Annotated in this window: 22 protein-coding genes; 20 read left to right on the top strand and 2 right to left on the bottom strand. The window is 35.9% G+C overall.

The window, feature by feature from the left end:
• Positions 1 to 30 precede the first annotated feature (30 nt).
• The 3 genes from G8Y85_RS11660 to G8Y85_RS11670 all read left to right on the top strand — a co-directional run bounded on the left by G8Y85_RS11660 (position 31) and on the right by G8Y85_RS11670 (position 1,699).
• Positions 31 to 354, top strand: a complete 324-nt coding sequence (locus tag G8Y85_RS11660) for a hypothetical protein (protein ID WP_165805884.1) — start codon at positions 31 to 33, stop codon at positions 352 to 354.
• 99 nt (positions 355 to 453) lie between these two features.
• Positions 454 to 666 carry a restriction endonuclease subunit S gene (locus tag G8Y85_RS11665; protein WP_275087442.1) on the top strand — a complete coding sequence of 71 codons (213 nt, stop codon included), beginning with the start codon at positions 454 to 456 and terminating at the stop codon, positions 664 to 666.
• Positions 667 to 1,126: 460 nt separating this feature from the next.
• A complete protein-coding gene (locus tag G8Y85_RS11670; RefSeq protein ID WP_165805885.1) occupies positions 1,127 to 1,699 on the top strand; it encodes a recombinase family protein in 573 nt (190 codons plus the stop codon).
• Between the two features lie 368 nt (positions 1,700 to 2,067).
• Here G8Y85_RS11670 and G8Y85_RS11675 read toward each other — a convergent pair whose 3' ends face one another.
• A complete protein-coding gene (locus G8Y85_RS11675) occupies positions 2,068 to 2,826 on the bottom strand; it encodes a DeoR/GlpR family DNA-binding transcription regulator (protein ID WP_107368956.1) in 759 nt (252 codons plus the stop codon).
• A gap of 198 nt (positions 2,827 to 3,024) precedes the next feature.
• Here G8Y85_RS11675 and G8Y85_RS11680 point away from each other — a divergent pair, with 198 nt between their 5' ends.
• The 9 genes from G8Y85_RS11680 to G8Y85_RS11720 are packed head-to-tail and all read left to right on the top strand — an operon-like array spanning position 3,025 to position 13,638.
• A complete protein-coding gene (locus G8Y85_RS11680; protein WP_165805886.1) occupies positions 3,025 to 4,479 on the top strand; it encodes a CoA-acylating methylmalonate-semialdehyde dehydrogenase in 1,455 nt (484 codons plus the stop codon).
• An 11-nt stretch (positions 4,480 to 4,490) separates the two neighbouring features.
• Positions 4,491 to 5,306, top strand: a complete 816-nt coding sequence (gene iolB / locus G8Y85_RS11685) for a 5-deoxy-glucuronate isomerase (RefSeq protein ID WP_165805887.1) — start codon at positions 4,491 to 4,493, stop codon at positions 5,304 to 5,306.
• A gap of 12 nt (positions 5,307 to 5,318) precedes the next feature.
• Complete coding sequence (gene iolC / locus G8Y85_RS11690; protein WP_165805888.1) at positions 5,319 to 6,287, top strand: 5-dehydro-2-deoxygluconokinase; 969 nt, start codon at positions 5,319 to 5,321, stop codon at positions 6,285 to 6,287.
• A 5-nt stretch (positions 6,288 to 6,292) separates the two neighbouring features.
• A complete protein-coding gene (iolD, locus tag G8Y85_RS11695; protein WP_165805889.1) occupies positions 6,293 to 8,203 on the top strand; it encodes a 3D-(3,5/4)-trihydroxycyclohexane-1,2-dione acylhydrolase (decyclizing) in 1,911 nt (636 codons plus the stop codon).
• 18 nt (positions 8,204 to 8,221) lie between these two features.
• Positions 8,222 to 9,238, top strand: coding sequence for a Gfo/Idh/MocA family protein (locus G8Y85_RS11700; RefSeq protein WP_103346238.1), 1,017 nt, complete (start codon positions 8,222 to 8,224; stop codon positions 9,236 to 9,238).
• 10 nt (positions 9,239 to 9,248) lie between these two features.
• Positions 9,249 to 10,130, top strand: a complete 882-nt coding sequence (gene iolE, locus G8Y85_RS11705) for a myo-inosose-2 dehydratase (RefSeq protein ID WP_060551911.1) — start codon at positions 9,249 to 9,251, stop codon at positions 10,128 to 10,130.
• 47 nt (positions 10,131 to 10,177) lie between these two features.
• The gene (locus tag G8Y85_RS11710) at positions 10,178 to 11,782 is read left to right on the top strand and encodes a solute:sodium symporter family transporter (RefSeq protein WP_165805890.1); all 1,605 of its coding nucleotides are present in this window, start codon (positions 10,178 to 10,180) and stop codon (positions 11,780 to 11,782) included.
• 1 nt (position 11,783) lies between these two features.
• Positions 11,784 to 12,779 carry an inositol 2-dehydrogenase gene (gene iolG / locus G8Y85_RS11715; protein ID WP_103346235.1) on the top strand — a complete coding sequence of 332 codons (996 nt, stop codon included), beginning with the start codon at positions 11,784 to 11,786 and terminating at the stop codon, positions 12,777 to 12,779.
• Positions 12,780 to 12,798: 19 nt separating this feature from the next.
• Positions 12,799 to 13,638, top strand: coding sequence for a ketose-bisphosphate aldolase (locus tag G8Y85_RS11720; RefSeq protein WP_105995319.1), 840 nt, complete (start codon positions 12,799 to 12,801; stop codon positions 13,636 to 13,638).
• Between the two features lie 1,451 nt (positions 13,639 to 15,089).
• Here the strand turns inward: G8Y85_RS11720 and G8Y85_RS11725 are convergent.
• On the bottom strand, positions 15,090 to 16,025 hold the full coding sequence (locus G8Y85_RS11725; RefSeq protein ID WP_107371034.1) for a ketopantoate reductase family protein: 936 nt from the start codon (positions 16,023 to 16,025) through the stop codon (positions 15,090 to 15,092).
• Between the two features lie 250 nt (positions 16,026 to 16,275).
• Between G8Y85_RS11725 and G8Y85_RS11730 the strand changes: the two genes are divergently transcribed.
• The 8 genes from G8Y85_RS11730 (at position 16,276) to G8Y85_RS11765 (ending at position 25,782) form a co-directional block, all read left to right on the top strand.
• A complete protein-coding gene (locus G8Y85_RS11730; protein ID WP_103346246.1) occupies positions 16,276 to 17,652 on the top strand; it encodes an MDR family MFS transporter in 1,377 nt (458 codons plus the stop codon).
• A gap of 25 nt (positions 17,653 to 17,677) precedes the next feature.
• Positions 17,678 to 18,910, top strand: a complete 1,233-nt coding sequence (locus G8Y85_RS11735; RefSeq protein ID WP_165805891.1) for an ArgE/DapE family deacylase — start codon at positions 17,678 to 17,680, stop codon at positions 18,908 to 18,910.
• Positions 18,911 to 19,168: 258 nt separating this feature from the next.
• Positions 19,169 to 20,563 carry an MFS transporter gene (locus G8Y85_RS11740; protein ID WP_165805892.1) on the top strand — a complete coding sequence of 465 codons (1,395 nt, stop codon included), beginning with the start codon at positions 19,169 to 19,171 and terminating at the stop codon, positions 20,561 to 20,563.
• Positions 20,564 to 21,089: 526 nt separating this feature from the next.
• On the top strand, positions 21,090 to 21,221 hold the full coding sequence (locus tag G8Y85_RS11745) for a subtilosin A family bacteriocin (RefSeq protein ID WP_103346230.1): 132 nt from the start codon (positions 21,090 to 21,092) through the stop codon (positions 21,219 to 21,221).
• Positions 21,222 to 21,284: 63 nt separating this feature from the next.
• A complete protein-coding gene (locus G8Y85_RS11750) occupies positions 21,285 to 22,619 on the top strand; it encodes a radical SAM/SPASM domain-containing protein (protein WP_107371553.1) in 1,335 nt (444 codons plus the stop codon).
• A 158-nt stretch (positions 22,620 to 22,777) separates the two neighbouring features.
• Positions 22,778 to 23,482: an ATP-binding cassette domain-containing protein gene (locus G8Y85_RS11755; RefSeq protein ID WP_165805893.1), complete on the top strand. Its 705-nt coding sequence runs from the start codon at positions 22,778 to 22,780 to the stop codon at positions 23,480 to 23,482.
• A gap of 109 nt (positions 23,483 to 23,591) precedes the next feature.
• On the top strand, positions 23,592 to 24,725 hold the full coding sequence (locus G8Y85_RS11760; RefSeq protein WP_246864166.1) for a hypothetical protein: 1,134 nt from the start codon (positions 23,592 to 23,594) through the stop codon (positions 24,723 to 24,725).
• 31 nt (positions 24,726 to 24,756) lie between these two features.
• A complete protein-coding gene (locus G8Y85_RS11765) occupies positions 24,757 to 25,782 on the top strand; it encodes an insulinase family protein (protein WP_157950729.1) in 1,026 nt (341 codons plus the stop codon).
• Positions 25,783 to 25,786: the final 4 nt, after the last annotated feature.

Consider the following 25,786-nt stretch of genomic DNA (forward strand, 5'->3'; position numbering starts at 1 on the left):
CATTTAACAAATACATAAGGGGGAAGGGCTATGGTGGTATACACTATGTTTTTAATATTTTTATTTTTACTCATCGTTTTAATAACATTAGGTAACATAGCATATTTAAAAAGGGTAATACATATGTTAATGAGAAACATAAAGAAAGTGATTTATAAAGTGATTAATATTTTTAATATGATTAAAAATCAAAGTTTTAAAGGTGATCAAGCAAGTAGAAAAATGAATAGAATATTTTTACTGGAATGGATAGCAAAAATTTTACCCGTCTGTAGCCTTGAACAAAATTCTAATAAATTCATATATGTTGGTTACTTATTGTTATTCATAGGTTCGCTTTTGGCCTTTCACTAAATCAATTTTATAGCTCTAGCGATGTTCCAACTTTAAATTTAGATAAAAATAAAATCTCTGAAAGTTACTTTATGAATTACATCTCGAGGGAAAGTTACTATAAGAAAAAAATCTTTTTCATCGGGTACTGGTAGTAAACGAATTCATGAAGACACTTTGTTAACATTTGATATAATGCTGCCTAGTATTGTGGAACAGGAGAGAATTGGAGAATTCTTAGATAAATTAGACAATTTAATCAAAACTCAATCTACTAAACTAGATTATTTAAAACAACTCAAACAAGCTTTACTTCAAAAGATGTTTGTGTAATTTGACCGAATCGTAGAGTGAAAAAGTATTTATACCTCTCTTTTGTTGAATATAAGTCAATACATCCTAAACAAGTGCATTGCTTGTTTAGGATGTTTTTTTTATCTAGAAAAATTTTTTGCCCTTGTTTTCTCTTCATTTTTCACGTTTTTCGAAAAATTCTTCAATTTTTGAGGGGATAACCCCCGCATTTTTTCATAAATTATAGTAATTTAACGAATTTTATATTATTTAAAATAGTATTGTACAAATCTTAAAGGTGTGTTATATTAAATTCATCAAGAACAGCCTTTACTTTTTAGACTTCTGATTTTCCTCTTTTTTAGTGATTCTACTCCATTCCTTTTTACTTTATGAATCCATTTGTTGTTGAAATAGAAATAATACGATGATAAGGGGACGTATCGATGTGCTCTTAAGTGGACACCGATTCTTGAAATTCATCCTCGGAGGTGTTCCTATGATTATTGGAACAAGTTTTGTTAGACATTCAATACCTATGGTTAAACATTACCAAGAGAAATTAAAAGCGCAACAATGTGAAGCGGTGTATGTATCCTATTGTGATGCTTATTTTGAGGGCATGACGTTAGATGATTTGGACTTTTTAAAACACCCGTTAAACAATGGCGATACGGTCGTGACAGTATCACTGACATCTTTATGTAACTCTGTCGAATTATTTGAATCGCTTTTAAGAATGTTCCAACGTCGTAATATTCATTTTAAAGTGATCGAACATAATTTCGATTTTTCTCCCGAAGCCTTAACAGACGATGTCATTGAAGATTTGATTGGTTATTTTAACGATGAATACTATCAATACTGTCACTTTATTGATGAACAGCTCGTTCAATTTGGACATTACCGCTTTACACCTCAAGAAATAGAAGAAGTTTTAGACCTACTTAAGCATCAGTCTATAAGTGATTTATCCTCTAACACAGGTATTCCTGTTCCTACACTTGAAACGTTTTTGCTGCTCTACAATGAATATCAAAACAATGCGCATCTTTCTCAAATGGACGCATAGTTATTTTAAGCGATATCACATCACATATTGAGGTGTATCCTACTACGATTCACATTCTACTGACACATGAGATGGCTCACTATATTTACCTCTTTCCTTATTTTGTTTATCCCTTTAATTATTTTATTTATTTCTTTATTTGATTAGCGACGTTTTATTAGGATTTAATAACTGATTTTTCATAGGTTTATTGATATAGTGGGCCATTTGATGTGATGAGAGTTTCATGATGTTCAGTAGAACACGTTAATTTGCATGAGGGAAGCGACTACAATGATTGCATTCGTTTACTGGAAATCACATACATCTCAACACAAAATAACGCCTTCAACTGTCACATTGTTGACGATTGAAGGCGTTTGTGTCGTTTAATAGACGACATCGATATGATGTTCGGATGCATAATGTTGTAAGTTATGTGGTAGCGCTTGATTGGTAATAATGGTGTGAATCGCGTTTAAAGGTGCATAGGTCAATAACGTCGATTTGTTCATTTTACTATGATCGACACATACGTAGGCTTCTGCTGTTTTACTCATAATGATTTGTTTTATATGATTTTCTTCGATTTCTGAATTACTCAATCCGTTATTAATATTCACACCTGTGGCGGCCATAAAGGCTTTTTGGATATTAAACTTTTTTAACAATACGTTCGTTTCTAGTCCGATAAATGACCGTGTTGTTTTTTTGTATTGTTCGCCGATAATGAATAATTCGACATGGTTAAAGTGACTGGCTTTATTAATAACGTCCAAACTGTTCGTAATAATGGTAAACGGTAAATTTTTATCGACGTGATCTAAAATATGAATCGTTGTCGTGCCGGTATCAATATAGATAATGTCATGCGGTTGTATAAGTTTTGCGGCAAGACGTCCGATAGCTTTTTTACTGGCCGCATTTTCAATATTACGATCTGTATAATCTACCGCAGATGGCAGTGTAGGGTCGAGGGTTTCAACACCGCCATACACTTTCTTAACGCGGTTCAGTTTTGTTAATTCATTGATATCACGGCGTATGGTATTCAGTGACACGTCAAAATGCGCACATAATTCTTCTAATGTGACGGCTTTTTGTTGATTAATATAGGCTTCTATTTCAAAAATGCGTTTCGCTTTCATGTCGATACCTCCATTACTATGAATATACCCAAAATTAAACCAAATAACAACGTCAAGTATTACAAAATGATAAATAGTTGACAGACAATTGTGTATATTATAAAATTACAACCAATATATGACCAAAAGTTAATCATAATATGCTCATATATTTTTTATGACCATTTGAAAGCGCTTACGATAATAGGAGGTTAAATTATGGTTGAAGTTTTAAAGAATTATATTGGTGGACAATGGGTGGCGTCTCAAGCTACTGAAACCATTGATGTGGTTAACCCTGCAACGAAAGAGTTGATAGCGAAAGTGCCAGTGTCTACGCGTGAAGAGTTAAATCATGCAGCGGAAGTGGCGCATCAAGCGTTCGAATCTTGGAAAGAGGTTGCGGTACCGAAACGTGCCCGTATTTTATTCAAGTTTCAACAATTACTGCTTGAAAATAAAGAGGCATTAGCAGCGATTATTACGAAGGAAAATGGTAAAAACACGACCGAAGCATTAGGTGAAGTGCAACGTGGGATTGAAAATGTCGAATTTGCATGTGGTGCGCCGTCGTTAATGATGGGTGATTCGCTTTCTAGCATTGCGACCAATATCGAAGGCACTAATTATCGTTATCCAGTAGGTGTTGTTGGAGGGATTACACCATTTAACTTCCCAATGATGGTGCCGTGTTGGATGTTTCCAATGGCGATTGCGGTTGGGAATACGTTTATTATTAAACCTTCTGAAAAAACACCATTACTCGTCAATAAACTTGTGGATTTACTTGAAGAAGCAGGGTTGCCTAAAGGTGTCTTTAACGTTGTTCATGGTGCGAATGATGTCGTGACAGGTATTTGTGAAAATGAACAGATTAAAGCGGTGTCGTTTGTAGGGTCTAAACCGGTTGGTGAAATTGTGTATAAAAAAGCGACAGCGCATTTAAAGCGTGTGCAATGTTTAACAGGTGCGAAAAATCATACGCTTGTGTTAAATGATGCGGATATTGATGCGGCAGTTAAAGACGTCATTGGAGCAGCTTTTGGTTCAGCAGGTGAGCGTTGTATGGCCGCAGCTGTAGTTGCTGTTCAAGACGGGGTGTATGACCAATTTAAAGAAAAGTTAGTTCAAGCGTCGAAAGACATTGTGATTGGAAATGGCATCGAAGACAACGTCTTTTTAGGGCCAGTCATTCGTGAAGAAAATAAACGTCGAACGCTCGCGTATGTGGATCAAGGTATTGAAGAAGGAGCAACTCTCGTTTTAGACGGACGCGAAGGTAATCAAGATGACGGCTATTTCGTGAAACCAAGTATTTTTGAAAATGTCACAACGGATATGACGATTTGGCAAGACGAAATTTTTGCGCCGGTGTTGTCGCTTGTGAAAATTTCAAGTTTAAAAGAAGGGATTCAACTGGCGAATCAATCTGAATTTGCGAATGGGGCATGTTTATTTACTGATAGTGCATCGTCTATTCGTTATTTCAGAGAACATATTGATGCAGGGATGCTAGGCATTAATTTAGGTGTGCCGGCGCCGATGGCTATTTTCCCATTCTCAGGTTGGAAATCATCATTCTTTGGCTCATTACATTGTAATGGTAAAGACAGTGTGGAGTTTTATACGCATCGTAAAGTCGTTACTGCGCGTCACGGCGATCCGAGATGGTAAGGAGGGCGTTTATGTCACATTTACTTAAAAAAGCTGCATCTCAGTCACAAGCTGAGGTGCATGCGATTCATGATTATTCAATGGCTGATTTAGGCTTACGTTATATCGCCTTTCGTGTCATTGATTTAAAAGCAGGCGCGGCGTATGCCTTTCAAACAGAAGATTTGGAAGTATGTGTCGTGGTGCATACGGGACGTATTCAAGTGATGACGGATGATGCGACGTTCGACCACCTTGGACGTCGTGAAAGTGCGTTTGACCGCATTCCTACAGATAGTGTGTACATTTCACGAGACCATCATGTAGAAATCGTTGCTGAACAAGCTGCGACCGTTATTTTATGTTTTGCGCCATGTGCAACCCAACGTCCGACCGTATTGATTGCTGCGGAAGACAATACCGTTGAAGATCGTGGGAAATATGCGAATCAGCGTCATGTGCATAATATTTTGCCGGATTCCCATGAGGCAAGTGAAAATTTATTGGTCGTTGAAGTGTACACGAATCAAGGTAACTGGTCGAGCTATCCGCCGCATAAACATGATCAAGACAATCTCCCACATGAGTCGTTGTTAGAAGAAACGTACTATCATGAAATGAATCCCTCACAAGGATTTGTATTCCAACGTGTGTATACCGATGATCTCACGTTAGATGAAACTATGACGGTATCGCACCGAGATGTGGTCGTCGTTCCAAAAGGCTATCATCCTGTCGGTGTCCCTGATGGCTATGATAGTTATTACTTGAATGTGATGGCGGGACCGAAAAAGATTTGGAAATTTCATAATGCGAAAGACCATGAATGGATTATTCACTGTGACTAAGGAGGCATCAGTATGAAAGACAAGAAAGATATCGTTGCGATTGGACGTGCTGCGATTGATTTAAATGCGGTAGAGATGAATCGACCAATGGAAGAAACGAAAACGTTCGCGAAATACGTCGGTGGCTCGCCGTCTAATATTATGATTGGCGCTGCGAAGTTGGGATTAAATGTAGGCATGATCGCAAATGTGTCTGATGATCAACATGGCCGTTTTATTACTAACTATTTTAAAGAGGTCGGTGTGGATAACTCGTACATTCATATCGATGACGAAGGTCATAAGTCAGGACTTACTTTTACTGAAATTTTAAGTCCAGAAGCGTCAAGTATTTTAATGTATCGAGAAGAAGTTGCGGATTTATATTTAAGACCAGAACACGTCAGCCCTAAATTTATTGAAAATTCTGAAATGTTATTGATTTCAGGTGTGGCGTTGGCACAATCACCATCGAGGGAAGCGGTCCTAAAAGCATTGTCTATCGCAAAGGCTTCAGGGGTTAAAGTGGTATTTGAGTTGGATTACCGCCCGTATACGTGGACAAATGCCGAAGAAACTTCTATTTATTATGACCTTGTATGTAAACAAGCAGACGTGGTCATCGGTACACGTGATGAATACGATATGGTGGATGCGTTTAAACATTTATCGGACGAAGCCATCAGTCAAAATATTTTTGCGGGACAACACTGTGACCTTGTTGTGATTAAACATGGTGTTCAAGGCTCCTATGCCTTTACTTCAGATGGTACATGTTACAAAGGTAAAGCGTTTAAAGCCAATGTAATGAAGACGTTTGGGGCAGGAGATTCTTATGCGGCCGCGTTTTTATATGCCTTACTGAAAACAGGTGACGTCGCACAGGCCTTGGAATATGGTGCAGCTTCAGCAGCGATAGTCGTTAGTAGTCATAGCTCGAGTGAAGCCATGCCAACAGTGGATCAAATAGAAGCGCTTATTCAAGAACAAAGTCAGGAGTGAAAAAGATGTCTAAAACAATCAAACTGACAACAGGTGAAGCCATCGTGAAATTTTTGACCCAACAATATATTGCTATTGATGGTGAAGAACACCGTTTTGTAGAAGGTGTCATGAATATCTTCGGTCATGGAAACGTACTTGGCCTAGGTGAGGCACTGTCACACTATCAAGACGACCTTACCGTGATTCAAGGTAAAAATGAACAAGGTATGACGCATGTGGCGACAGGTTTTGCGAAACAATCATTGCGTCAGAAAATATTTGCGGTGACATCATCAGTTGGCCCTGGCTCTGCCAATTTAGTTACAGCGGCCGCGACTGCACTGGCCAATCATATTCCCGTGTTATTACTTCCTGGAGATACTTTTGCGACGCGTCAACCTGATCCGGTTTTACAACAAATTGAACACGATTACAGCAGTGGTGTAACGACAAATGATGCATTGAAGCCGGTATCACGCTACTTTGATCGTATTACGCGACCTGAACAAATTATGAGTGCACTCTTACGTGCATTTGAAGTGATGACGAATCCTGCGACGGCTGGTCCAGTGACGCTTGCGCTAAGTCAAGATGTCCAAGGGGAAGCGTTTGACTTTCCAACTTCATTTTTTAAAAAACGTGTGTATTACGTCGATCGCATTGTGCCAAGTGACCGTGCATTAACATGTGCTGCAGAGGCATTGAATAAAGCTGAACGCCCGTTATTGATTGTCGGTGGCGGTGCGAAATATTCAGAAGCACAGCATATCATCGATGCGATAAGCACCACGCATGAGCTTCCTTTTGTCGAAACGCAAGCAGGGAAATCTACATTATTGTCAAATCATCCTAACAATTTAGGTGGCATCGGTGTGACAGGTATTGCATCAGCGAATATTTATGCACAAACAGCGGATGTCATTGTTGGAATAGGCACTAAATATTCGGATTTTACAACCAGTTCTAAAACCGCATTCGATTTTGAATATGCCACGTTTATCAATATTAACGTGCGCCGTCCAGATGCGTTAAAGCTTGATGGCATCGACCTTGTTGGCGATGCGAAAGCCACATTAACGGCATTATCAGAACGATTAACGTTACAACCTACACGGCGTCAGCGTATGGATCAACTGAAAGCAGAATGGCAACAAGAACGCACACGTTTAAGTCACATTGATCCTACAGTGCATGACTACCAACCAGAAATACAAGATGACTTTAGCCGGTCAAAATTTCAGGATTATGTGGACGCACTTAAGACTTCTTTCCCTCAAACCAACGCCCTTATCGCCTTAAATGAAGCGGTTGCGGATGATGCCATCATTGTGGCAGCAGCTGGATCATTACCAGGTGACTTAGAACGGCTTTGGGAGACGACTGCATTCAATACGTATCATATGGAATACGGGTATTCGACGATGGGTTACGAGATTGCGGCAGCATTAGGCGCAAAACTCGCACATCCTGACCGAGAGGTGTATGCCTTAGTCGGTGATGGGAGCTTTTTAATGTTGCATTCTGAATTGATTACCGCATTGCAATATGAACATAAAATCAATGTCGTTGTATTTGATAATAGTGGCTTCGGTTGTATTAATAACCTTCAAATGGGGAACGGTAGCGACAGTTTTTGTACAGAATTTACGACGGCTTCAGGTGGCATTTTAAATATTGATTATCAAAAAGTGGCAGAAGGATACGGCGCAAAAGCGTACAAAGTTCACACACAAGATGCATTAATACAAGCGATTGAAGATGCCAAAAAATGTACGACCTCTACACTCATCGAGATTAAAACATTGCCTAAAACTATGACAGATGGCTACGCATCATTTTGGAATGTAGGGGTGTCAGAAGTGAGTGACAAAGCCGCGATTCAAGAAGCATTGAAAACAAAAAGACAAGCAATGCAAAACGCCAAATTATATTAATCGATTGAAGGTGAGCGGATGACTATAAAAATTGGACAAGTAGGACTTGGACGCTTAGGAAGGGTACATGCTGAGAATATTGTGCATCATTTGCCAAACGCGGAATTATACGCAGTGGCAAGTGTCGTGTCTGAAGAGCTGGATTACGCTAAACATACGCTTGGGGTGCCTTATACGTATACGTCTTACTCGCAAATGATTAATAATGATGCGCTTGATGCAGTTGTCATCGTCTCACCGAGTGGTTTTCATACTGTTCAAATTACGCAAGCATTAGATAAAGGGCTGCATGTCTTTTCTGAAAAGCCGTTGGGATTAGAGATGACAAGCATTCAAAAAGTGGTTGAAAAAATTGAAGCAACACCACAACAAGTGTTTCAGCTCGGTTTTATGCGGCGCTTCGATGATTCCTACCGTTATGCGAAACAATTGGTAGATCAAGGAGAATTAGGTGCATTAACGACGATACGTTGTTATGGCATTGATCCGAGTGAAGGCTTACCATCCTTTATCAAATTTGCGAAAGGTGCGGCAAGTGGGGGCATTTTTTTAGATATGTCTATTCATGACATTGATTTAATTCGCTGGTTTACCCAATCAGAATTTAAATCAGTCTATGCCCTCGGTCATAACATCGCAGCACCTGAATTAAACGCTTGTCAGGAATTGGAAACTGGCGCGTGTCTTGCTGAACTTAACAATGGCGTAATCGCCTATTTACTTGCAGGTCGGAATGCGCATCATGGCTATCATGTTGAAACAGAACTCATTGGGACGAAAGGAATGATTCGTATTGGTAATGCACCAGAGAAAAATCTAGTGACATTATACGATGCGAATGGCGTCGTACGTCCAACCTCAACACATTTTCCAGAACGTTTCAAAGCCGCGTTTGTTAATGAGTTACGTGCATTTATTGATGCGATTAAAACCCAAGCACCTGCTTCTGTGACAGGTATTGACGGTTTGAAAAGTACTGAAGTTGCCATCGCAATGCAACAAGCGTATGAAACAAAATCAATCATTCAACTTTGAGGTGAACGAAATGACCACATTTATTAAATATGCGTGTGCACCAATTGCTTGGACTAATGACGATTTACCAGAGCTAGGTGGTGAGAATACGTTTGAACAATGTATTAGTGAAATGGCCCTTGCAGGTTATGAAGGGACAGAAATTGGAAACAAATATCCAAAGGAAGCATCAGTTTTAAAATCTTATTTAGAGCCACGAGGCCTCTCAGTCGCAAGCGCATGGTTCAGCATGTTTTTAACAACGAAGCCATATAAAGAGACAGAAGCGGCATTTATTAAGCATCGTGATTTTTTACATGACATGGGGGCGAAAGTGATAGTCGTCTCTGAACAAGGACGCAGTGTACAAGGCCGCCTTGATCAAAGCGTATTTGATGATAAACCGCATTTTACAGACGAAGAGTGGACACGTCTCATTTATGGATTGCATCGTTTAGGCCGTCTGGCACAAGAAAAAAACATGAAAATCGTCTATCACCATCATATGGGAACGGGCGTGCAAACAACTGCAGAAATTCAACGTTTGATGGAAGCGACAGATCCGAAACTCGTGTCACTGTTATATGACACTGGACATCTACATGTTTCTGGCGAAGATATGTTAGCCATTTTTGATACGTATCAAGACCGGATTCATCATATTCATTTTAAAGATGTACGAGAAACGATTGCGCATGATATGAAAGTACATGGCCTGTCGTTTTTAGATGGTGTGAAACGGGGCGTCTTTACGGTCCCTGGGGATGGGGACATTGATTTTAAACCGATATTAGAACGGATTCATCAATCAGACTATGTAGGGTGGATCGTGGTGGAAGCGGAACAAGACCCTGCAGTTGCGAATCCATTTTTATACGCAAAGAAAGCAAAAGCATATATGGAAGCAATATAAAAATAGAATAGGAATGAAGTGGTTTCAACTTCATAGGGGTGAACTATATGGGTATTTTTGCGATTATATCTTTTATTGTTGTCATTACAGTTGTCGGATTTTATGCCTATTATCGGAGTCGGAAAATTGATACACATAATACGGACGGTTATTTTATGGGTGGCCGTAGTTTAACTGGATTTACTATAGCCTCAACAATTATTATGACCAACCTTTCTACAGAACAAATCGTGGGTCAAAATGGTCAAAGTTTTATGGCCGGTATGGAAGTCATGGCTTGGGAGGTCACAGCAGCAATCGCAATTGTGATTTTAGCTTGGGTCTTTTTACCCCGTTATTTCAGGTATGGCATCGATACAGTTTCTGATTTTATTGAAATGCGCTATGACCCTTTTACTAAAAAATTAGTGTCATTACTCTTTATTTTCACGTATGTTGTCTCTTTTTTACCTGTGGTGCTTTATTCAGGTGCGCTCGTATTTGATAAAATTTTCAACGTGAGTGCATTATTAAATATCAGTCATATGAGTGCAGTCATTTTAATCTCTACAGTGATAGGAATTGTGGGCATTCTATACTTGTTTATTGGTGGTTTATCTTTAAGTGCACATAGTGACTCCATCTATGGTGTGGGCCTATTATTAGGCGGACTCGCAATTCCAATTTTAGGACTGATGATATTCGGAGATGGAAGTTTTTTAAGAGGCTTTGATAAAGTCGTGCAACATACTCCAGAAAAATTGAATGCGATTGGGGCGATAGATTCTAAAATCGTGCCATGGCCGACACTCTTTTTCGGTATGTTTTTCAATAATTTATTCTTTTGGTGTACAAACCAAATGATTGTCCAAAAAGCATTGGCAGGACGCAGTTTAAAAGAAGCTCAAAAAGGAGCGATGTATGTCGGCATGTTTAAAATATTTGGTGCGTTATTTCTCGTATTTCCAGGGATTTTAGCATTCAATATGTTAGGTTCACAAGTGGAAAATCCAGATAACGCATACCCTATGTTAGTGAATGCTGTATTGCCAGAATGGGCATATGGGTTTTTCGGTGCGGTTATTTTTGGTGCCATTTTAAGTTCATTTGTCGGCTCACTCAATAGTACAGCGACATTATTTTCGCTTGATTTTTACAAATCTGTGCTCAATAAAAATGCATCGAATCGTCAAGTGTCGCGTGTTGGTCGCATCATGACCATAGTGGTTGGCATCATTGTGGTGATATTAGCACCGATGATTTCATTATTTCCGCAAGGGTTATATGCCGTTGTACAAGAATTTAATGGAGTATACAATATGCCGTTATTAGTTTTAATCTTAGTTGGATTTTTTGCAAAACAGACATCACATCAAGGTGCGAAAGTGATGTTTATTTTTCACATCGCGATGTATGCGCTTTCAAAGGTGTTTTTAACAGACATTCATTTCTTATATATTTTGAGTGTGCTTTTCTTTATAGATTTATGTATTGTTTTAACATTTAATAAAATCAAGCCCACTAATGTGTTCGACTTTAATGTGAATTACGCCAAAGTGGATATCACACCTTGGAAACATCGTTATCTCGTTGGCGGTTTGATTATTTTAGTCGTCGTGCTCACATATGCCATCTTCTCACCATTAGTGTTGGCTACAATTGGAGGCAATTAATATGAAATTAACAGTAGGTGTAATCGGTGCAGGTCGTATTGGACAACTACATATTGAAAATTTACGACACCATCCAAACATTCATATCAAATGGATTTCTGATTTATATTGTGAAAAACTCCAGGGATGGATTCAAAAATGTGGAATTGAAAAAAGTACGAAAAATCATATGGATATTATTAATGATTCTGAAGTTGATGCTGTAATCATTTGTTCTCCTACAGACACACACGTCGATATCATTAAAAGTGCGTGTGAACAAGGGAAACACATTTTTTGTGAAAAACCGATTAGTTTGACGCTTGAAGCTTCATTAGAAGCAGTGGAAGCAGTGCAAAAGGCTGGTGTTAAACTTCAAATGGGCTTTAACAGACGTTTTGATCGTAACTTTGCGCAAGTACATAACTACTTAAAAGCACATCGTCTTGGAGCCGTGCAATCGTTACGAATAACGTCACGTGACCCAGAACCACCGCCATTAGCGTATATTGAACATTCAGGTGGCTTATTTATGGATATGTCCATTCATGATTTTGATATGGCACGTTATTTGATGCAATGTGAAGTGACAGAAGTGTATGCCCAAGGTGCGGCATTAGTAAATCCTGAAATTAAAACGGTAGGAGATATTGATACGGCAGTGATCACATTGACTTTTGAAAACGGAGCAATGTGTGTGATTGAAAACTGTCGTAGAAGCGTCTATGGCTATGATCAACGTGTAGAAGTTTTAGGAGACAAAGGGATGATTTCAGTCGGAAATGAAAACACGAATACGTTAACCATTGCATCTGCAGAAAACATTGCACAAGACAATCCACCGCATTTCTTTTTAGAACGTTATCAACAAGCTTATAAAGATGAAATGGAAGCTTTTATTCAAGCAATTATTGAAAATCAAGATGTACGATGTTCGATAGAAGATGGTTTAAATGCGCAACAAATTGCTGTTGCGTGTAAAACGTCGTTAGAAACAGGTCAACCTGTAAAATTCTAATTTAGAAAGGAGCGCCGATATGCAGCCCATACTTCATCAAGCGCATGATGCAAAATATGCCATCCCTCAGATTAATGTAAATGGTTTAATTTGGATTGAAGGGATACTTCGCGCAGCAGAAAAAAAGCGCGCCCCAATCATTCTAGGTACGACCGACAAAATTATTGATTATCTCGGAGGCTATGAATTTATATGTAAACTCATCCATTTAAAAGCTCAATCATTAAACATCACCATACCGTATGTGATTCATTTAGATCATGGTAACAGTGTCGAAAGTTGTATCAAAGCCATTGATGCGGGCTATGATTCGGTCATGTATGACGGCTCACGCTTGCCTCTTGAAGAAAATATTGAAAATATGAAAAAAGTCGTCAATTATGCCCATCAACATCATGTTTTAGTAGAAGGTGAAATTGGAGGAATAGGGGGTAACGAAGATGGCTTAGTCAATGAGGTACAATATGCGGATTTAGACGAATGTAAACAACTCGTACAACAAACGCAATTAGATGCCTTAGCTCCTGCATTGGGTTCTGTTCATGGTCGTTATCAAGGTGAGCCTAAACTAGGATTTAAAGAAATGACTGAAATTAATGAACAAGTCGCTGTCCCACTTGTGCTTCATGGGGCGTCTGGACTATCTGATGAGGATTTAAAAAAGGCAATCCTACTAGGACATAGCAAAATTAACTTTAATACAGAAATTAACATTGCATGGAGTCAATACATACGCCAAAGACTCAATGCAGATGTCACTCTATTCAACGCCAAAGAGATAGTTGCACCATCAATCCATGTGATTCAATCTACAGTAGAATCAATTATAGATAAATGTGATGCAGCAGAGCGTGTATGATTCAGTAAATTTAAAATACGTATTACTTATAAATTGGAGTAAAACATGACATCTTAATTTTGTAAAATAGCCTTCAAAACGCATGTTGTCATGTGTTTTGAAGGCTACTTAAAATCCTACGTCAAGGGATGAGTGGATATGTGTAAACATGCCATTTGATACCACTGTTTAACCCCCTTCTCGACACAAATCAATGTGCCAAGTAAGGGGGTTAGAAATGATGTGTAGTCAGATAATACAGGCGTATACAACTTTATGGTGCATATTGTTATCATACAGTACTGCGTCAAATGAGGTGGGGTCTGTTAAGCAGCAAAACGATGTTGAATCTCACGTTGATTTTACAAGGAATTGGATATTAATGTTTCATTTAATACCTTATGGTGAGTAATTTTCAGATGCTTTAAGTTTTTTAAACTTGGGATTGCTTAATTCACTAGATTGATAAGCGTAGGCGTGTAAAATAAACGTGTGGTGTGGTGATTCTGCAGTTTGCGACTTAACGGGTGAAGGTCAATATGCATGTGTTAATGTGATACTGTGATCAAAAGTATGGCACATCAACGTTTAGAGGAACGAGTGGTACACGGTCTTCAACATTTGTACATAAAGCGCTGTGTCTTTCTATCATCGATGACTTAACCTAGTGCGCGCAATGAGAATAAAATAAGTCATGATGTTTTTAAGACAAAGGATGTTTCGGCGTTCGTGTGTCACTCGGCATGATGTCATCTTACATAAGGTGTTCTTCATACGAGACAGCACAACGTTTTGGGTGAGATAAGGTGCACGTTGGTCTGTCAATATAAGTTGTATACATTAAACGAGGTATGAACGATGGCCTTAAATACACGCTTTAGAAATTGACGAACATATGGGTTAAGCTTCTCAAATTAAATGAATGGTGCGTCGCGTCAATGGTCTTAGCGTCATGTGTGAGAAGATAACGTGGCGCCACATTTTTAACAACGCATGCAGTGCTAAGTTACCTTCAAGGTGTGTCCTTGTGTATAAGTGTGCGTACGTCCGGTCTCATAATTACATTGTAATTATACGTAACACTGCTCATGCTAGGACGAGATAACATATGCTAAGAAAATATATGTTGTGTCATAAATTAAGTGTGGCAACACTAAATATTTTCTATAACTATATTATAAGAAGTTTTAGTGTAAAAAGCAACATAAATTTACGGAATTTTCTTAAAAATTAAGTGTCATATATCTAAAATTAAGATGAAAGTGCATTATTCTGTGCCTCCAGAATGAAGTACAGCGATCATGAGCCTTTGTGTTAGAGGATGATGGTAAGCACTGTGTGAATTAAAAATAAACTCATAAAAGTAAGCTTGAGAAGTATCGCATAAAAAGAGTAACGCTAAATATATAAACAAACATCCCCTCACACTTTGAAGTAGTAGGGGATGTTTATTATTAGATGCAAAAGTCGTGTTATTTCACATGTGTCATTTCTAATTGATGAATCAGATGCGTTAACATATCGTTGTTCGGAGTTGGTATGCCTAACTCATGACCATATTTACTAATTTGGCCATTTAAATAATCGACTTCTGTTAAACGCCCATGATATAAGTCTTGGTGCATAGATGGATAGTGAAGACCTTGTGTTTCTTTAGGATAAGCGCCTTCAATTTTTTGAACGAGTGTTTCTTTATTTAATACGATGCCTTTTGCTTTTGCAACGGCTACAATTTCTTCGATGATCGGTTCGATTTGTTGACGTGCTTCTGGATATTCGCCAAATTCAAAAATGGTTTTGTCTAAAATTGTACATAGAGGATTTAGTACACTATTTAACGTTGCTTTCGTCCAAACAGTTTGTAGTACATTATCGCTTACATAAGCATTTAAATTTGCTTGGTTAAACATATCTGCAATGACTTGCGTACGTGCGTCAGCTTCACCATCTGCACGTTGTAAATCAATGCGCCCTGTACCTTCTAATAAAATTTGACCTGGACCGCGTAAACCTGCTGTCCACATGGTTACAGCTAAAAATATTTGAGATTTTGGAACAATTTTTTCAAAACGTTCATCATGGCCAAGTCCATTCATCATTGTTAAAATAGCGGTATTTTCATGAATAGCACCGCGATCTAATAGTGTTTGAACCATCGTTTCAGATTGCATTGCTTTCGTTAAAATAACAATTAAATCATACGCTTTTTCAGTATGTTCTGGTTTACATGCATCGATTTTCATGTAATGGGTATCAGTTTCGGTTTGAATTTCTAACCCATGTTCATTAATGGCTTTAATATGTTCATCCCAAAAATCAATCAATGTGACATCAAAGCCTGCTTTTTTTAATTGACTTCCTATACGGCCACCCATAGCACCGGCGCCTGCAATCGCAATTTGTTTCATAGTAATTCCTCCTTAGATAGACTGAGTTGTTGTATATTTAGCGTAATTTTAAACTAAAAAGTTGTCAATCTTATGCGAAGAAAGTTACCAAAGTTTTTATAAAATACTGTGGAACTAGATTTACATATAAATGGTTTGCTTTGCTAACTATAAAGCGTTAAAATATATTTTGTGAAAATAATAATGAATGGAGGTTGGCGATTTGTCAGAAGGTTTGACGACAGCAAAAAGAAATTTAATTGTTACCATTATGCTATTAAGTGCATTTGTAGCGATGTTGAACCAAACGATTTTAAATACAGCGTTACCAGCGATGATTGTTGATTTAGGGATACCTGAAACTACTGCACAATGGCTGATAACCGGTTTTATGCTAGTGAATGGAATAATGATTCCATTGACGGCTTTTTTAATTGATAAATATTCTACGAGACAGCTGTATATTTTTTCGATGGCTGCGTTTTTATTAGGCTCTGTGATTGCGGCAATGGCACCAAGTTTCGCGGTATTAATGATTGCGCGTGTCATTCAAGCTATCGGTGCAGGTATTTTATTACCGCTAATGCAGTTTATCGTATTTATGGTGTTTCCTGTTGAAAAGAGGGGATTCGCGATGGGGCTAACAGGTATTGTCGCGCAGTCAGCTCCAGCGATAGGCCCAACGTTAACTGGTGTGCTCATTGACTTTTCGAGTTGGCATGTGCCGTTTATCGTTGTCGCTGTCATTTCACTCATTGCATTTGGCACGGGTGTATTTTATGTAGAAAATTTAGGTCAATCTAAACCGACCTCATTAGATAAACGGTCAGTTGTTTATTCTACAGTTGGATTTGGATTGATCCTTTATGCGTTCAGTATTGTAGGTCATGTTGGTCCATTGTCTCCATTATTTATCATCAGTCTCATTGTCGGGATTGGTATTGTGGCAATATTTACGATACGTCAATGTCGTATCGACGCACCGCTTTTAAGTATGTCGGTATTAAAAAATAAAACATTTACACTATCTGCGTTTGCGTCAATGATGATTTATATCGGTATCGTGGGCCCCGCTTTACTCATTCCAATTTATGTTCAAACTGGACTTGGCCTTTCCGCATTTTTATCAGGATTGGTCATTTTACCAGGTGCGGTTGTGAACGCATGTATGTCGACGTATACTGGTAAAATTTATGATCGCTATGGTGTCCGTGTACTTGTGATTCCAGGTTTTATTTTATTAATCATTATGACAATATTGCATATTTTCTTAACGGCAGAAACGCCATTTTGGTATGTTGTCATGATTTATGCGATTCGCATGTTCTCTGTGGCACTATTAATGATGCCGTTGAATACGGCAGGGTTAAATGCGTTAGAAAATAAAGAAGTGTCACATGGCAATGCGATTATGAATTCGCTTCGTATTATTGCCGGTGCGATGGGAACTGCAATTAGCATTACCGTTCTTTCTATCGTGTCACGAAACTTTATGGACGCACATGGTCATTCGGCTAAAATGATGCGTGAAGCTACGATTAGCGGAGTCGATGCCGCATTTATTTTTACGACAGTATTAATTGTTATTGGCTTTGTTTTATCACTCTTTATCCGTGAAACAAAACAAAGCTCGTTATCACAATCATAAGACTAATTTTGAAAGGATGAACGTTATGGGTGTTTTTACAAATGAAGAAAAGGTTCAAATTTTAAAAGATGTTGTAGGTTTTAAAACGGTTAATGATAATGAATTAAAGGTATGTCACTATTTTAAAGCATTATTTCAAAAACACGGTATTGCAGCGCGTATTGATATGGTTGAAGGGCAACGCGCAAACCTTATAGCTGAAATTGGTGAAGGCTCCCCAGTACTTGGTATATCTGGTCATATGGATGTTGTAGCTGAAGGCAATCATAGTGAATGGACGTACGATCCTTTTACACTTACGGAAGCGGATGGTTACTTATATGGACGTGGCGCTGGAGATATGAAATCTGGACTTGTCGCTTTAGCCATAGCAATGATTGAAATTCATGAAAGTGGTGCTTTAAAACACGGTAGAATTAAATTTATGGCGACAACAGGTGAAGAAATGGAACAGCTTGGTTCGAAGCAGTTGTACGAAAATGGAGAAATGGATGATGTCGATGCGCTTGTTATTGCGGAACCGTCAGAAAAGATGTTAGTGTATGCGCATAAAGGATCTATGGATTTCCGTATCACGTCTAAAGGTCGCGCTGCACACAGCTCGATGCCAGTGATTGGTCAAAATGCGATTAAACCATTGATGCAATTTGTGCAACATATAGATGATGAATTTGATAAAATTTCGAAAGCGTTGAACTGCGAACGTTTAAATTTCGAAACATTTTTGGATTACATTAAACCAATGTTATCTGAAAACATGGATATGGATGATGTGTCACGCGTCCTTTATGGTTTAGTTATTACAAATACAATATTTAATGGAGGCACTCAAGTTAACTCTGTACCTGGACGAGCGACTGCAGAATTCAATGTGCGCACAGTACCTGAGTATGACAATGAACAAGTAAAAGCATTATTTAACCACTATATAGAGCTAATGAATCAACAAGGGGCGAATCTTGAACAAGATGTCTATCTTGATTTAGATCCTGTCATTACAACGGGAGATAATGCGCTTGTACGTCTAGGTGTTGAAACGGCAAAACAACATTTTGAGCATGATATTATCGTATCGCCAACGGTTGGTGTTACGGATGCTTCCAACTTATTACGTGGTAAAGATGAACATTTCTCATTTATGATGTTTGGTCCTGGAGAGCGCGCACATCAAGTTGATGAACGTGTGAAAAAAGCATCTTATTTAAACTTCATCGATTATTATATCGCGTTATTTACAACATATCTTTCAAAATATTGATGATGATTTAATGTGAAAAGGGGAGCTTAAGTTTTAATATTTTAACTTAAGTTCACCTCTTCTATTTAGCGCTTTTGTAAACGCTTTCTATTGTGCGGAATTGCCTCTGATGCTTGTATATAAAATTGAAAAAATAGCGCTTGTAGATTAATATAGTTTGTATATTTTATTTATGTAGTTGAAGTGAATGGAACTGGAATAACGCGTTGATTATTCTAGGCACATTCCAAATCTTAACTAAAGGGATATGATGAAATCATGGAACACAATACGGAGTTTGAAGGAAATGGACGACTTATTATAGGGATCGTTCTAGGCGTAATTACGTTTTGGTTATTTGCCTTATCTTTAGTCAACGTCGTGCCGACATTACATAAGGAGTTAGGTGCAAATTTCGGTTTAATTAATGTGGCGGTGAGTCTGACGTCACTCTTTTCAGGTATGTTTGTAGTCGGGGCTGGAGGCATTGCGGATAAATATGGCCCTGTAAAAATGACTTATGTCGGGCTATTGTTAAGTGTAATCGGCTCACTCATTATTGTCGTTTCACCACAAATTTGGCCAATGATTATCGGGCGTGGTATTCAAGGGTTGTCAGCAGCATTTGTCATGCCGGCAACATTATCTATCATTAAAGGGTACTATCATGGACGTCATCGTCAAGCAGCACTCAGTTATTGGTCCATCGGCTCATGGGGTGGCGGTGGTGTGGCTTCATTTTTTGGAGGCATTACTGATACATTTTTAGGGTGGCGCTGGATTTTTATTTTTTCAATTATGGTTGCCATCGCAGCAATGATTTTAATTAAAGGGACGCCTGAAGTGCCACGTAAAGCAAGCGTCGCACGTCAAAAATTTGATTTCGCAGGTTTAGTACTGTTTTTGATTTTTATTTTAAGTTTAAATTTAATCATTACGCAAAGTTCAGATTATGGTATAGGTTCACCTATCATTTTATCTTTAATCGCACTTTTTATTATTTCAATTGTGATTTTTGTCATCATGGAGAAAAAACGTAAAAATCCATTAGTAGATTTTGAAGTATTTAAAGACAAAGGCTATACAGGCGCAACATTGTCAAATTTTTTAATGAATGCGGTTGCTGGAACATTAATTGTTGGTAATACATTCGTTCAAGAAGATAAAGGATTTACGTCAGCGCAAGCGGGATACCTTTCAATTACCTATTTAGTGATGGTCTTAATTACCATTCGTGTAGGCGAAAAGATTTTACAACATCTTGGTGCACAAAAGCCAATGTATATCGGTAGTATACTTAATATGGTCGGTATCATTTTAATCTCATTAACATTTTTACCTACGACTGCTTATGTCATCGCTTGCGTGATTGGATATTTCATTTATGGTTTAGGTTTAGGATTATACGCAACACCATCAATGGATACTGCAATCGCTAATGCAGATGAAGAACATATTGGCATGGCATCAGGAATATATAAAATGTCATCTTCGCTTGGTAACGCATTCGGTATTGCACTTTCTACAACGATTTTTGCGATTGGAACATCTGCTTTTAACATGCAAGTGGGTGCGATGTTTGGATTATGGTTTAACGTCATCCTTGCATTCATTTCATTTTTACTTGTTGCATTTTTAGTGCCGAAATCTCAAGGTGTTCAAGTTGAGAAGTAATAGAAGGTGGAATGGTTTTGAAATGCTTACCCACTTAAGTATTAAAATTTAATTTTCAAAGATGTGGTGCGTTTATCGACCAAAACCCCTCGCTATGTCGTTAGTGAGGGGTTTGTTGGTATGGATATAGTGATTTATGGATTTATAATCACCTTTTCAGTCTAATACGTAAAATAGCGTAACAATTAAGAGACGTATTGCTGTGGTTGTGATATGATCAAGGATTTCACACTACATTTTTACGTAAAAAGTGATTACTTAGAGGAAGTGATTCTATTTGTATATCCCTTGCTAATTATTATATTCGCTTATAATAAGTTTAATTATGCCATGATAAATGAACTTCTATGAGGGTGTAATAAGTGATAATAAATACATTACTATACAATGGTATTAAAATCTAAAAAAGTATTTCGAGCTATGATATTTCGGAAAATAATAATTTTATGTGACTAACGTCACATAAAATTATAAATAGATAGTATAAAATTAGAATTGGAAGTCATACATGAGAGGAGGAAGTGCTATGGAGCAAGGGGTAATGGTTAGCAACAAAGGTTGCTCGGCATGCGCGATTGGTGCTGCTTGTCTAGCTGATGGTCCTATTCCTGACTTTGAGGTAGCGGGTATCACAGGTACATTCGGTATAGCTTCTTAATTGAATATTTACTATGGGTGTAACGACTTGTCGTTGCACTCGATTTATAAAGGGGATCTCTATATGCAAAGGTATATAAAGTTTAATGAAAATGTTAGATTACATCAACTCCCAGAAGGCGGAGTAATAGAAATGAGCTTCAGAGATACTAAATTTGATATATTAGAGTTTGAATATTTAGATTTGAATTCTTCTGCGTTTGAAGCATGTACCTACTTTGATGGTAGCAAAAAGATAATAGATATTATTCAAGAGATGTGCATTAAATATGATTGTGAACTTAAGGACCATATTAATTGGTACAGTAACTTAATTAAAGATTTGTACAGTAAAAAATTAGTTGAGCTCACACAAAATAATAATACAGGTCCGATTAACTTAACAGGTTCTAAAGAGTATATCACACCACTGCATACTACTTTTGAAATAACGCATAAATGTAATTTAGAGTGTAAACATTGTTATTTAGAAAGCTCTCCTTCTGTTAAAGATACACTAAGTTTTAATGAATTTAAAAAAATAGCTGATGAAATGTATAATAAAGGTGTTTTAACATGTGAAATTACTGGAGGAGAAACATTTGTTCATCAAAATGCAAAAGAAATAATAGAGTATGCATTAAATAAGTTTCATAAAGTAGGTATATTAACTAATGCTACTATTTTAAGAGAAGACGTATTAGATTTGCTTACAAAATATAAGGATAAGATTATAGTTGGTATATCTTTAGATAGTGTTGATCCAAAAGTACATAATGAATTCCGCCAACATCCTAAAGCACATCAGTTAACTTGTAAAAATATTAAAAGACTAGTTGATAGAGGCATTTTTGTAAGAGTAGGTATGTCCATTTACGAAGATAATATGTGGGAAATAAAAGAGATGGCTAAGTTAGTTAGAGAATTAGGAGCACAAGCATTTGCCTACAACTGGATTGATGATTTTGGTCGAGGAAAATCAATTGATGAAGTGAAATTAAATAAACAAAATGATATTTCTTTCAAAGAATTCGAGGTAAATGTTTTAAAAGAAAATAAAGATATCATCCCACTTATACCGATTAATGAAAATAAAGCTAATAATTGCGGCGCTGGATGGCGATCAATAGTTATGGATCCTAACGGTAATGTAAGACCTTGTGCGTTATTTCCGAAAGAATTTAAGATTGGTAATTTAAAAGATTCTAGCTATGAAGAAGTGTTCTCTAGTGACATTGTCAATAAATTATGGAAATTACAGTCTCCTCAAAGTTCTAGTTTATGTTCAAAAGAATGTCCATTCAGCGATTACTGTACAGGATGTTATTTGAAAGGATTAAATACAAATAAAAATCATCGAAAAGAGAATTGTGACTGGGTCATAGAACAAAAACTTGAACCCTTGATGGAAAATATTTAGGAGTGGTAATATGTCAAAAAATTTTTTGAGATTAATAATAGTTATAATTTTTGTGATTTCAACGGTAGTGTTCATATTGAAAAATGATTGGGTTTTTGCCAGTATTTTTGGAATTATCTTTATCGTATTTTTATTAAGATTAATACAAGGTGTATATAATGATAAAAATCAGTGATTTATATGTTTGGTATGACAAGGAATTTATTTTGGAAAATGTAAATTTACAACTTTCGAGTGGAGAAATTTATGCCTTGATTGGTAAAAATGGAAGCGGTAAGACTACACTTATCAATACAATTTGTGGAGTTTTATCCTCATTTAAAGGAAGTATTGTTATGGGCAATACTTCCTTTAGTGCAGAAAGCCATTCAAAAACAATACAAAGTAGTAAAAAGGAAAGGTATTATATAGCAGATAATCCGGAAAGAATAAAATATATGAATTGTTTGCAATATATAAACTTAATTTTAGATGTATACAATACGAAAAAAGATCATAAACTATTACAGTATTATATGGAAAGATACCAATTTTCAAATCATAAAAATAAGATAATTAATGATCTTTCACTTGGAAATCTCAAGAAGCTAAACATTATATGCTCTTATTTAATAAATACTAGGATTTTGATTTTTGATGAACCATTAAATGGATTAGATATTCAAGCCATTGAAAGGTTTATAGAAGATATACAACTATTAAAAAATAAGGGGTATTTAATAATCTTATCTACTCATATTCTTGATGTAATTGAAAGGTTTACTAATAAAATTGTACTTATTAATAATAGAAAAGCCACAGAATTAACATTTGAGAATGCTAGTCAAATTAGAGAGGTTTTGGGTGTGAATGAAACTACATAAATATCTAAAATATATAGTTCTAGCTGAGAGTAACAAATACAATTTGAAATCGATATGTAAATTACTAATAAGTGTATTGATTTTGTTGATGTTTGAGTTGTATTTAATTTTGAATAGTGGTATTGAAATTACTATCATTAAACATGCTCATTTTAAATTGATTATTTCTTTGACCTCATTTGTTTTAGCATTATCGTTTTGGAGTTCTTTTAGAAATAGTAATGTACATAGTATGTTTAAACCATTGCCAGTAAATATAAAAAAATTGTATCTATCAATGGTTGTATATATTTTTTTAGAGGTGGGTCTAAAGAGAATGATTTTTCTATGGATATTGCCCATATTTTTATATATACAATTAGGTATTAGTTTGACAACCACCATTATGTTGATAGTTTCATACGTATTGACAATTCTTTTAACTTTTAGTTGCGTAATTGTTTTTTTTGAAACAACTGATTTGTTGAAAAAAATAATTTTTACATTCCTTTTATTATTAGTGTCATTGTCCCCAATGTTATTTAGCTTTATATTTATTATTATAATGATAGTTTTAATAAATGTTTATTTTGATGGTATTAAACTGCTTGAAAACAAAAGTGTTAATAAATTTTTGAAAAAGAATGAAAAAGTATCGTTATTAAAAATTGAGATAGAAAAATGGATTTCAGATAAAAGTAATTGGATTAATAGTCTCATAGCAGTTATTTTTATAGCCATAATAACATTTAATATAAATTCTATTGAAAATATAGATCCAAATATTAATTACTTTTTAATCATGATAATTATATTAGCATTGAGTCCTGTTTACTTATTGTTTTCAACAGACAAAAATTATCAAAGACTATATGTATATTTACCTATAAATAAAATTAAGGTATTTTTAATTAAATTTTTTATATGCATGTTTTTAATGTTGACGATATTGACAATAAGTCTAGTAATTTTATCGTTAATTAAACACAACCTAGATTCAAGAATTGTAAACATATATATAATCATGTTTATTTGTGCATTTTTTAGATTAAAATTTGATCAAAAGTTTCCTATCTTAAATTGGTCGTCTAAACAGGATATATGGAAAAATCCGAAAAAATATGTTTCTCTAATCATTTTAATACCATATGTATATTTAGCCTTAACTTATAGTATTTGGATTACACTCCCTTTTGTGATTGTAATTTTTATATTAAGTAAAGTTAAGTCTAATAGGAGTGATTATTTTGTCTTTCTATATTAAAAACATTAAATCTTCTATATATAATTCCACTATGGAAATAGAAATTTTACCCGATATGGACTTAAATAAACTAAATTATTATCAATTGTTATCCTACACGTTTAATGAACTATTTGGAAAAATAGATTCCTATAAATATAGAAGATACACTAACCTAATTTGTTATAATAATCAGTTTTTCTGGTTACACAATGTTTTAAGTTTAGATAATAATTATGATAATTGTTATTTCACAAATGAAGATTTAAATGCAGCTAAAGAAAAAGCAGAAAAGAGTTTAAAAGAAAAGATAAATCAATTTCAATTAAGTCCTCATAACATTCATAGAAATGAATATAAAGAGATCCTTAGTTTAGAGGATATATATGGAAGATATAGATATGGAAAAGCAGAAGATTTTTATTTAGTAGATTTACAAAAGAAAGATATCAATGATGTCTTTTTGAAGAATTATGAATATAAGTATACTCACTATAACAATTTAATCAAAATAGATAATCCTGTAATACATAAGAAATATAATCTCAATAATAACTTTAGCTTAAGAAATAACATTTCAGAAGTAGGAATAGATAACCATCCTTTTTACACACTCTGTTGGAGTATTAAAACCAATTGTATTGAGGACATATGTTTTTACGGAAATTTATTACAAGCATATCTTTCGCATTATGGGCATTCAAAATTATTTAAAGAACTTAGAATAAAGGCTTACCAACTATACCATTTTAGTTCATATTTTGATAATGAATGTAATCTGTTTTTTATACACTTTAGTTCTGATATTAAGGAAAAAAATGATATTAAAAACTGTGTTATTAGTATAATGAATAATTTGTGGTTAAGTATTGAAGAATTTGAGAGTATTAAAACTTTTTTAGACACCGAATTAAGGTTTTTATTAGACAAACAATATGGTTATAACTTCTATTTGTTTAAGTTAGGGCAAAAATATAAAAAGTTTGCTCACCCATTTTGTGACATAAAAAAACTAAACTATTTAGAATTTAATAGCATGGTTAAAAATATGAAATTTATCACTTTAGATGAAGGATGATCAT

The sequence above is a fragment of the Staphylococcus sp. 11007852 genome (assembly GCF_011394325.1).
In the GTDB taxonomy this organism is placed as follows: domain Bacteria; phylum Bacillota; class Bacilli; order Staphylococcales; family Staphylococcaceae; genus Staphylococcus; species Staphylococcus agnetis.

Excerpts from the sequence above, each read along its gene's own strand:
- G8Y85_RS11675 (WP_107368956.1), bottom strand. The coding sequence starts at position 2,826 with ATGAAAGCGAAACGCATTTTTGAAATAGAAGCCTATATTAATCAACAA.
- G8Y85_RS11750 (WP_107371553.1), top strand. The coding sequence starts at position 21,285 with ATGCAAAGGTATATAAAGTTTAATGAAAATGTTAGATTACATCAACTC.
- G8Y85_RS11730 (WP_103346246.1), top strand. The coding sequence starts at position 16,276 with ATGCTATTAAGTGCATTTGTAGCGATGTTGAACCAAACGATTTTAAAT.
- G8Y85_RS11660 (WP_165805884.1), top strand. The coding sequence starts at position 31 with ATGGTGGTATACACTATGTTTTTAATATTTTTATTTTTACTCATCGTT.
- G8Y85_RS11700 (WP_103346238.1), top strand. The coding sequence starts at position 8,222 with ATGACTATAAAAATTGGACAAGTAGGACTTGGACGCTTAGGAAGGGTA.
- iolB (WP_165805887.1), top strand. The coding sequence starts at position 4,491 with ATGTCACATTTACTTAAAAAAGCTGCATCTCAGTCACAAGCTGAGGTG.
- G8Y85_RS11720 (WP_105995319.1), top strand. The coding sequence starts at position 12,799 with ATGCAGCCCATACTTCATCAAGCGCATGATGCAAAATATGCCATCCCT.
- G8Y85_RS11745 (WP_103346230.1), top strand. The coding sequence starts at position 21,090 with ATGGAGCAAGGGGTAATGGTTAGCAACAAAGGTTGCTCGGCATGCGCG.
- G8Y85_RS11710 (WP_165805890.1), top strand. The coding sequence starts at position 10,178 with ATGGGTATTTTTGCGATTATATCTTTTATTGTTGTCATTACAGTTGTC.
- iolC (WP_165805888.1), top strand. The coding sequence starts at position 5,319 with ATGAAAGACAAGAAAGATATCGTTGCGATTGGACGTGCTGCGATTGAT.
- G8Y85_RS11735 (WP_165805891.1), top strand. The coding sequence starts at position 17,678 with ATGGGTGTTTTTACAAATGAAGAAAAGGTTCAAATTTTAAAAGATGTT.
- G8Y85_RS11670 (WP_165805885.1), top strand. The coding sequence starts at position 1,127 with ATGATTATTGGAACAAGTTTTGTTAGACATTCAATACCTATGGTTAAA.
- G8Y85_RS11740 (WP_165805892.1), top strand. The coding sequence starts at position 19,169 with ATGGAACACAATACGGAGTTTGAAGGAAATGGACGACTTATTATAGGG.
- iolG (WP_103346235.1), top strand. The coding sequence starts at position 11,784 with ATGAAATTAACAGTAGGTGTAATCGGTGCAGGTCGTATTGGACAACTA.
- iolD (WP_165805889.1), top strand. The coding sequence starts at position 6,293 with ATGTCTAAAACAATCAAACTGACAACAGGTGAAGCCATCGTGAAATTT.
- G8Y85_RS11680 (WP_165805886.1), top strand. The coding sequence starts at position 3,025 with ATGGTTGAAGTTTTAAAGAATTATATTGGTGGACAATGGGTGGCGTCT.
- G8Y85_RS11765 (WP_157950729.1), top strand. The coding sequence starts at position 24,757 with ATGGAAATAGAAATTTTACCCGATATGGACTTAAATAAACTAAATTAT.
- G8Y85_RS11725 (WP_107371034.1), bottom strand. The coding sequence starts at position 16,025 with ATGAAACAAATTGCGATTGCAGGCGCCGGTGCTATGGGTGGCCGTATA.
- G8Y85_RS11755 (WP_165805893.1), top strand. The coding sequence starts at position 22,778 with ATGATAAAAATCAGTGATTTATATGTTTGGTATGACAAGGAATTTATT.
- iolE (WP_060551911.1), top strand. The coding sequence starts at position 9,249 with ATGACCACATTTATTAAATATGCGTGTGCACCAATTGCTTGGACTAAT.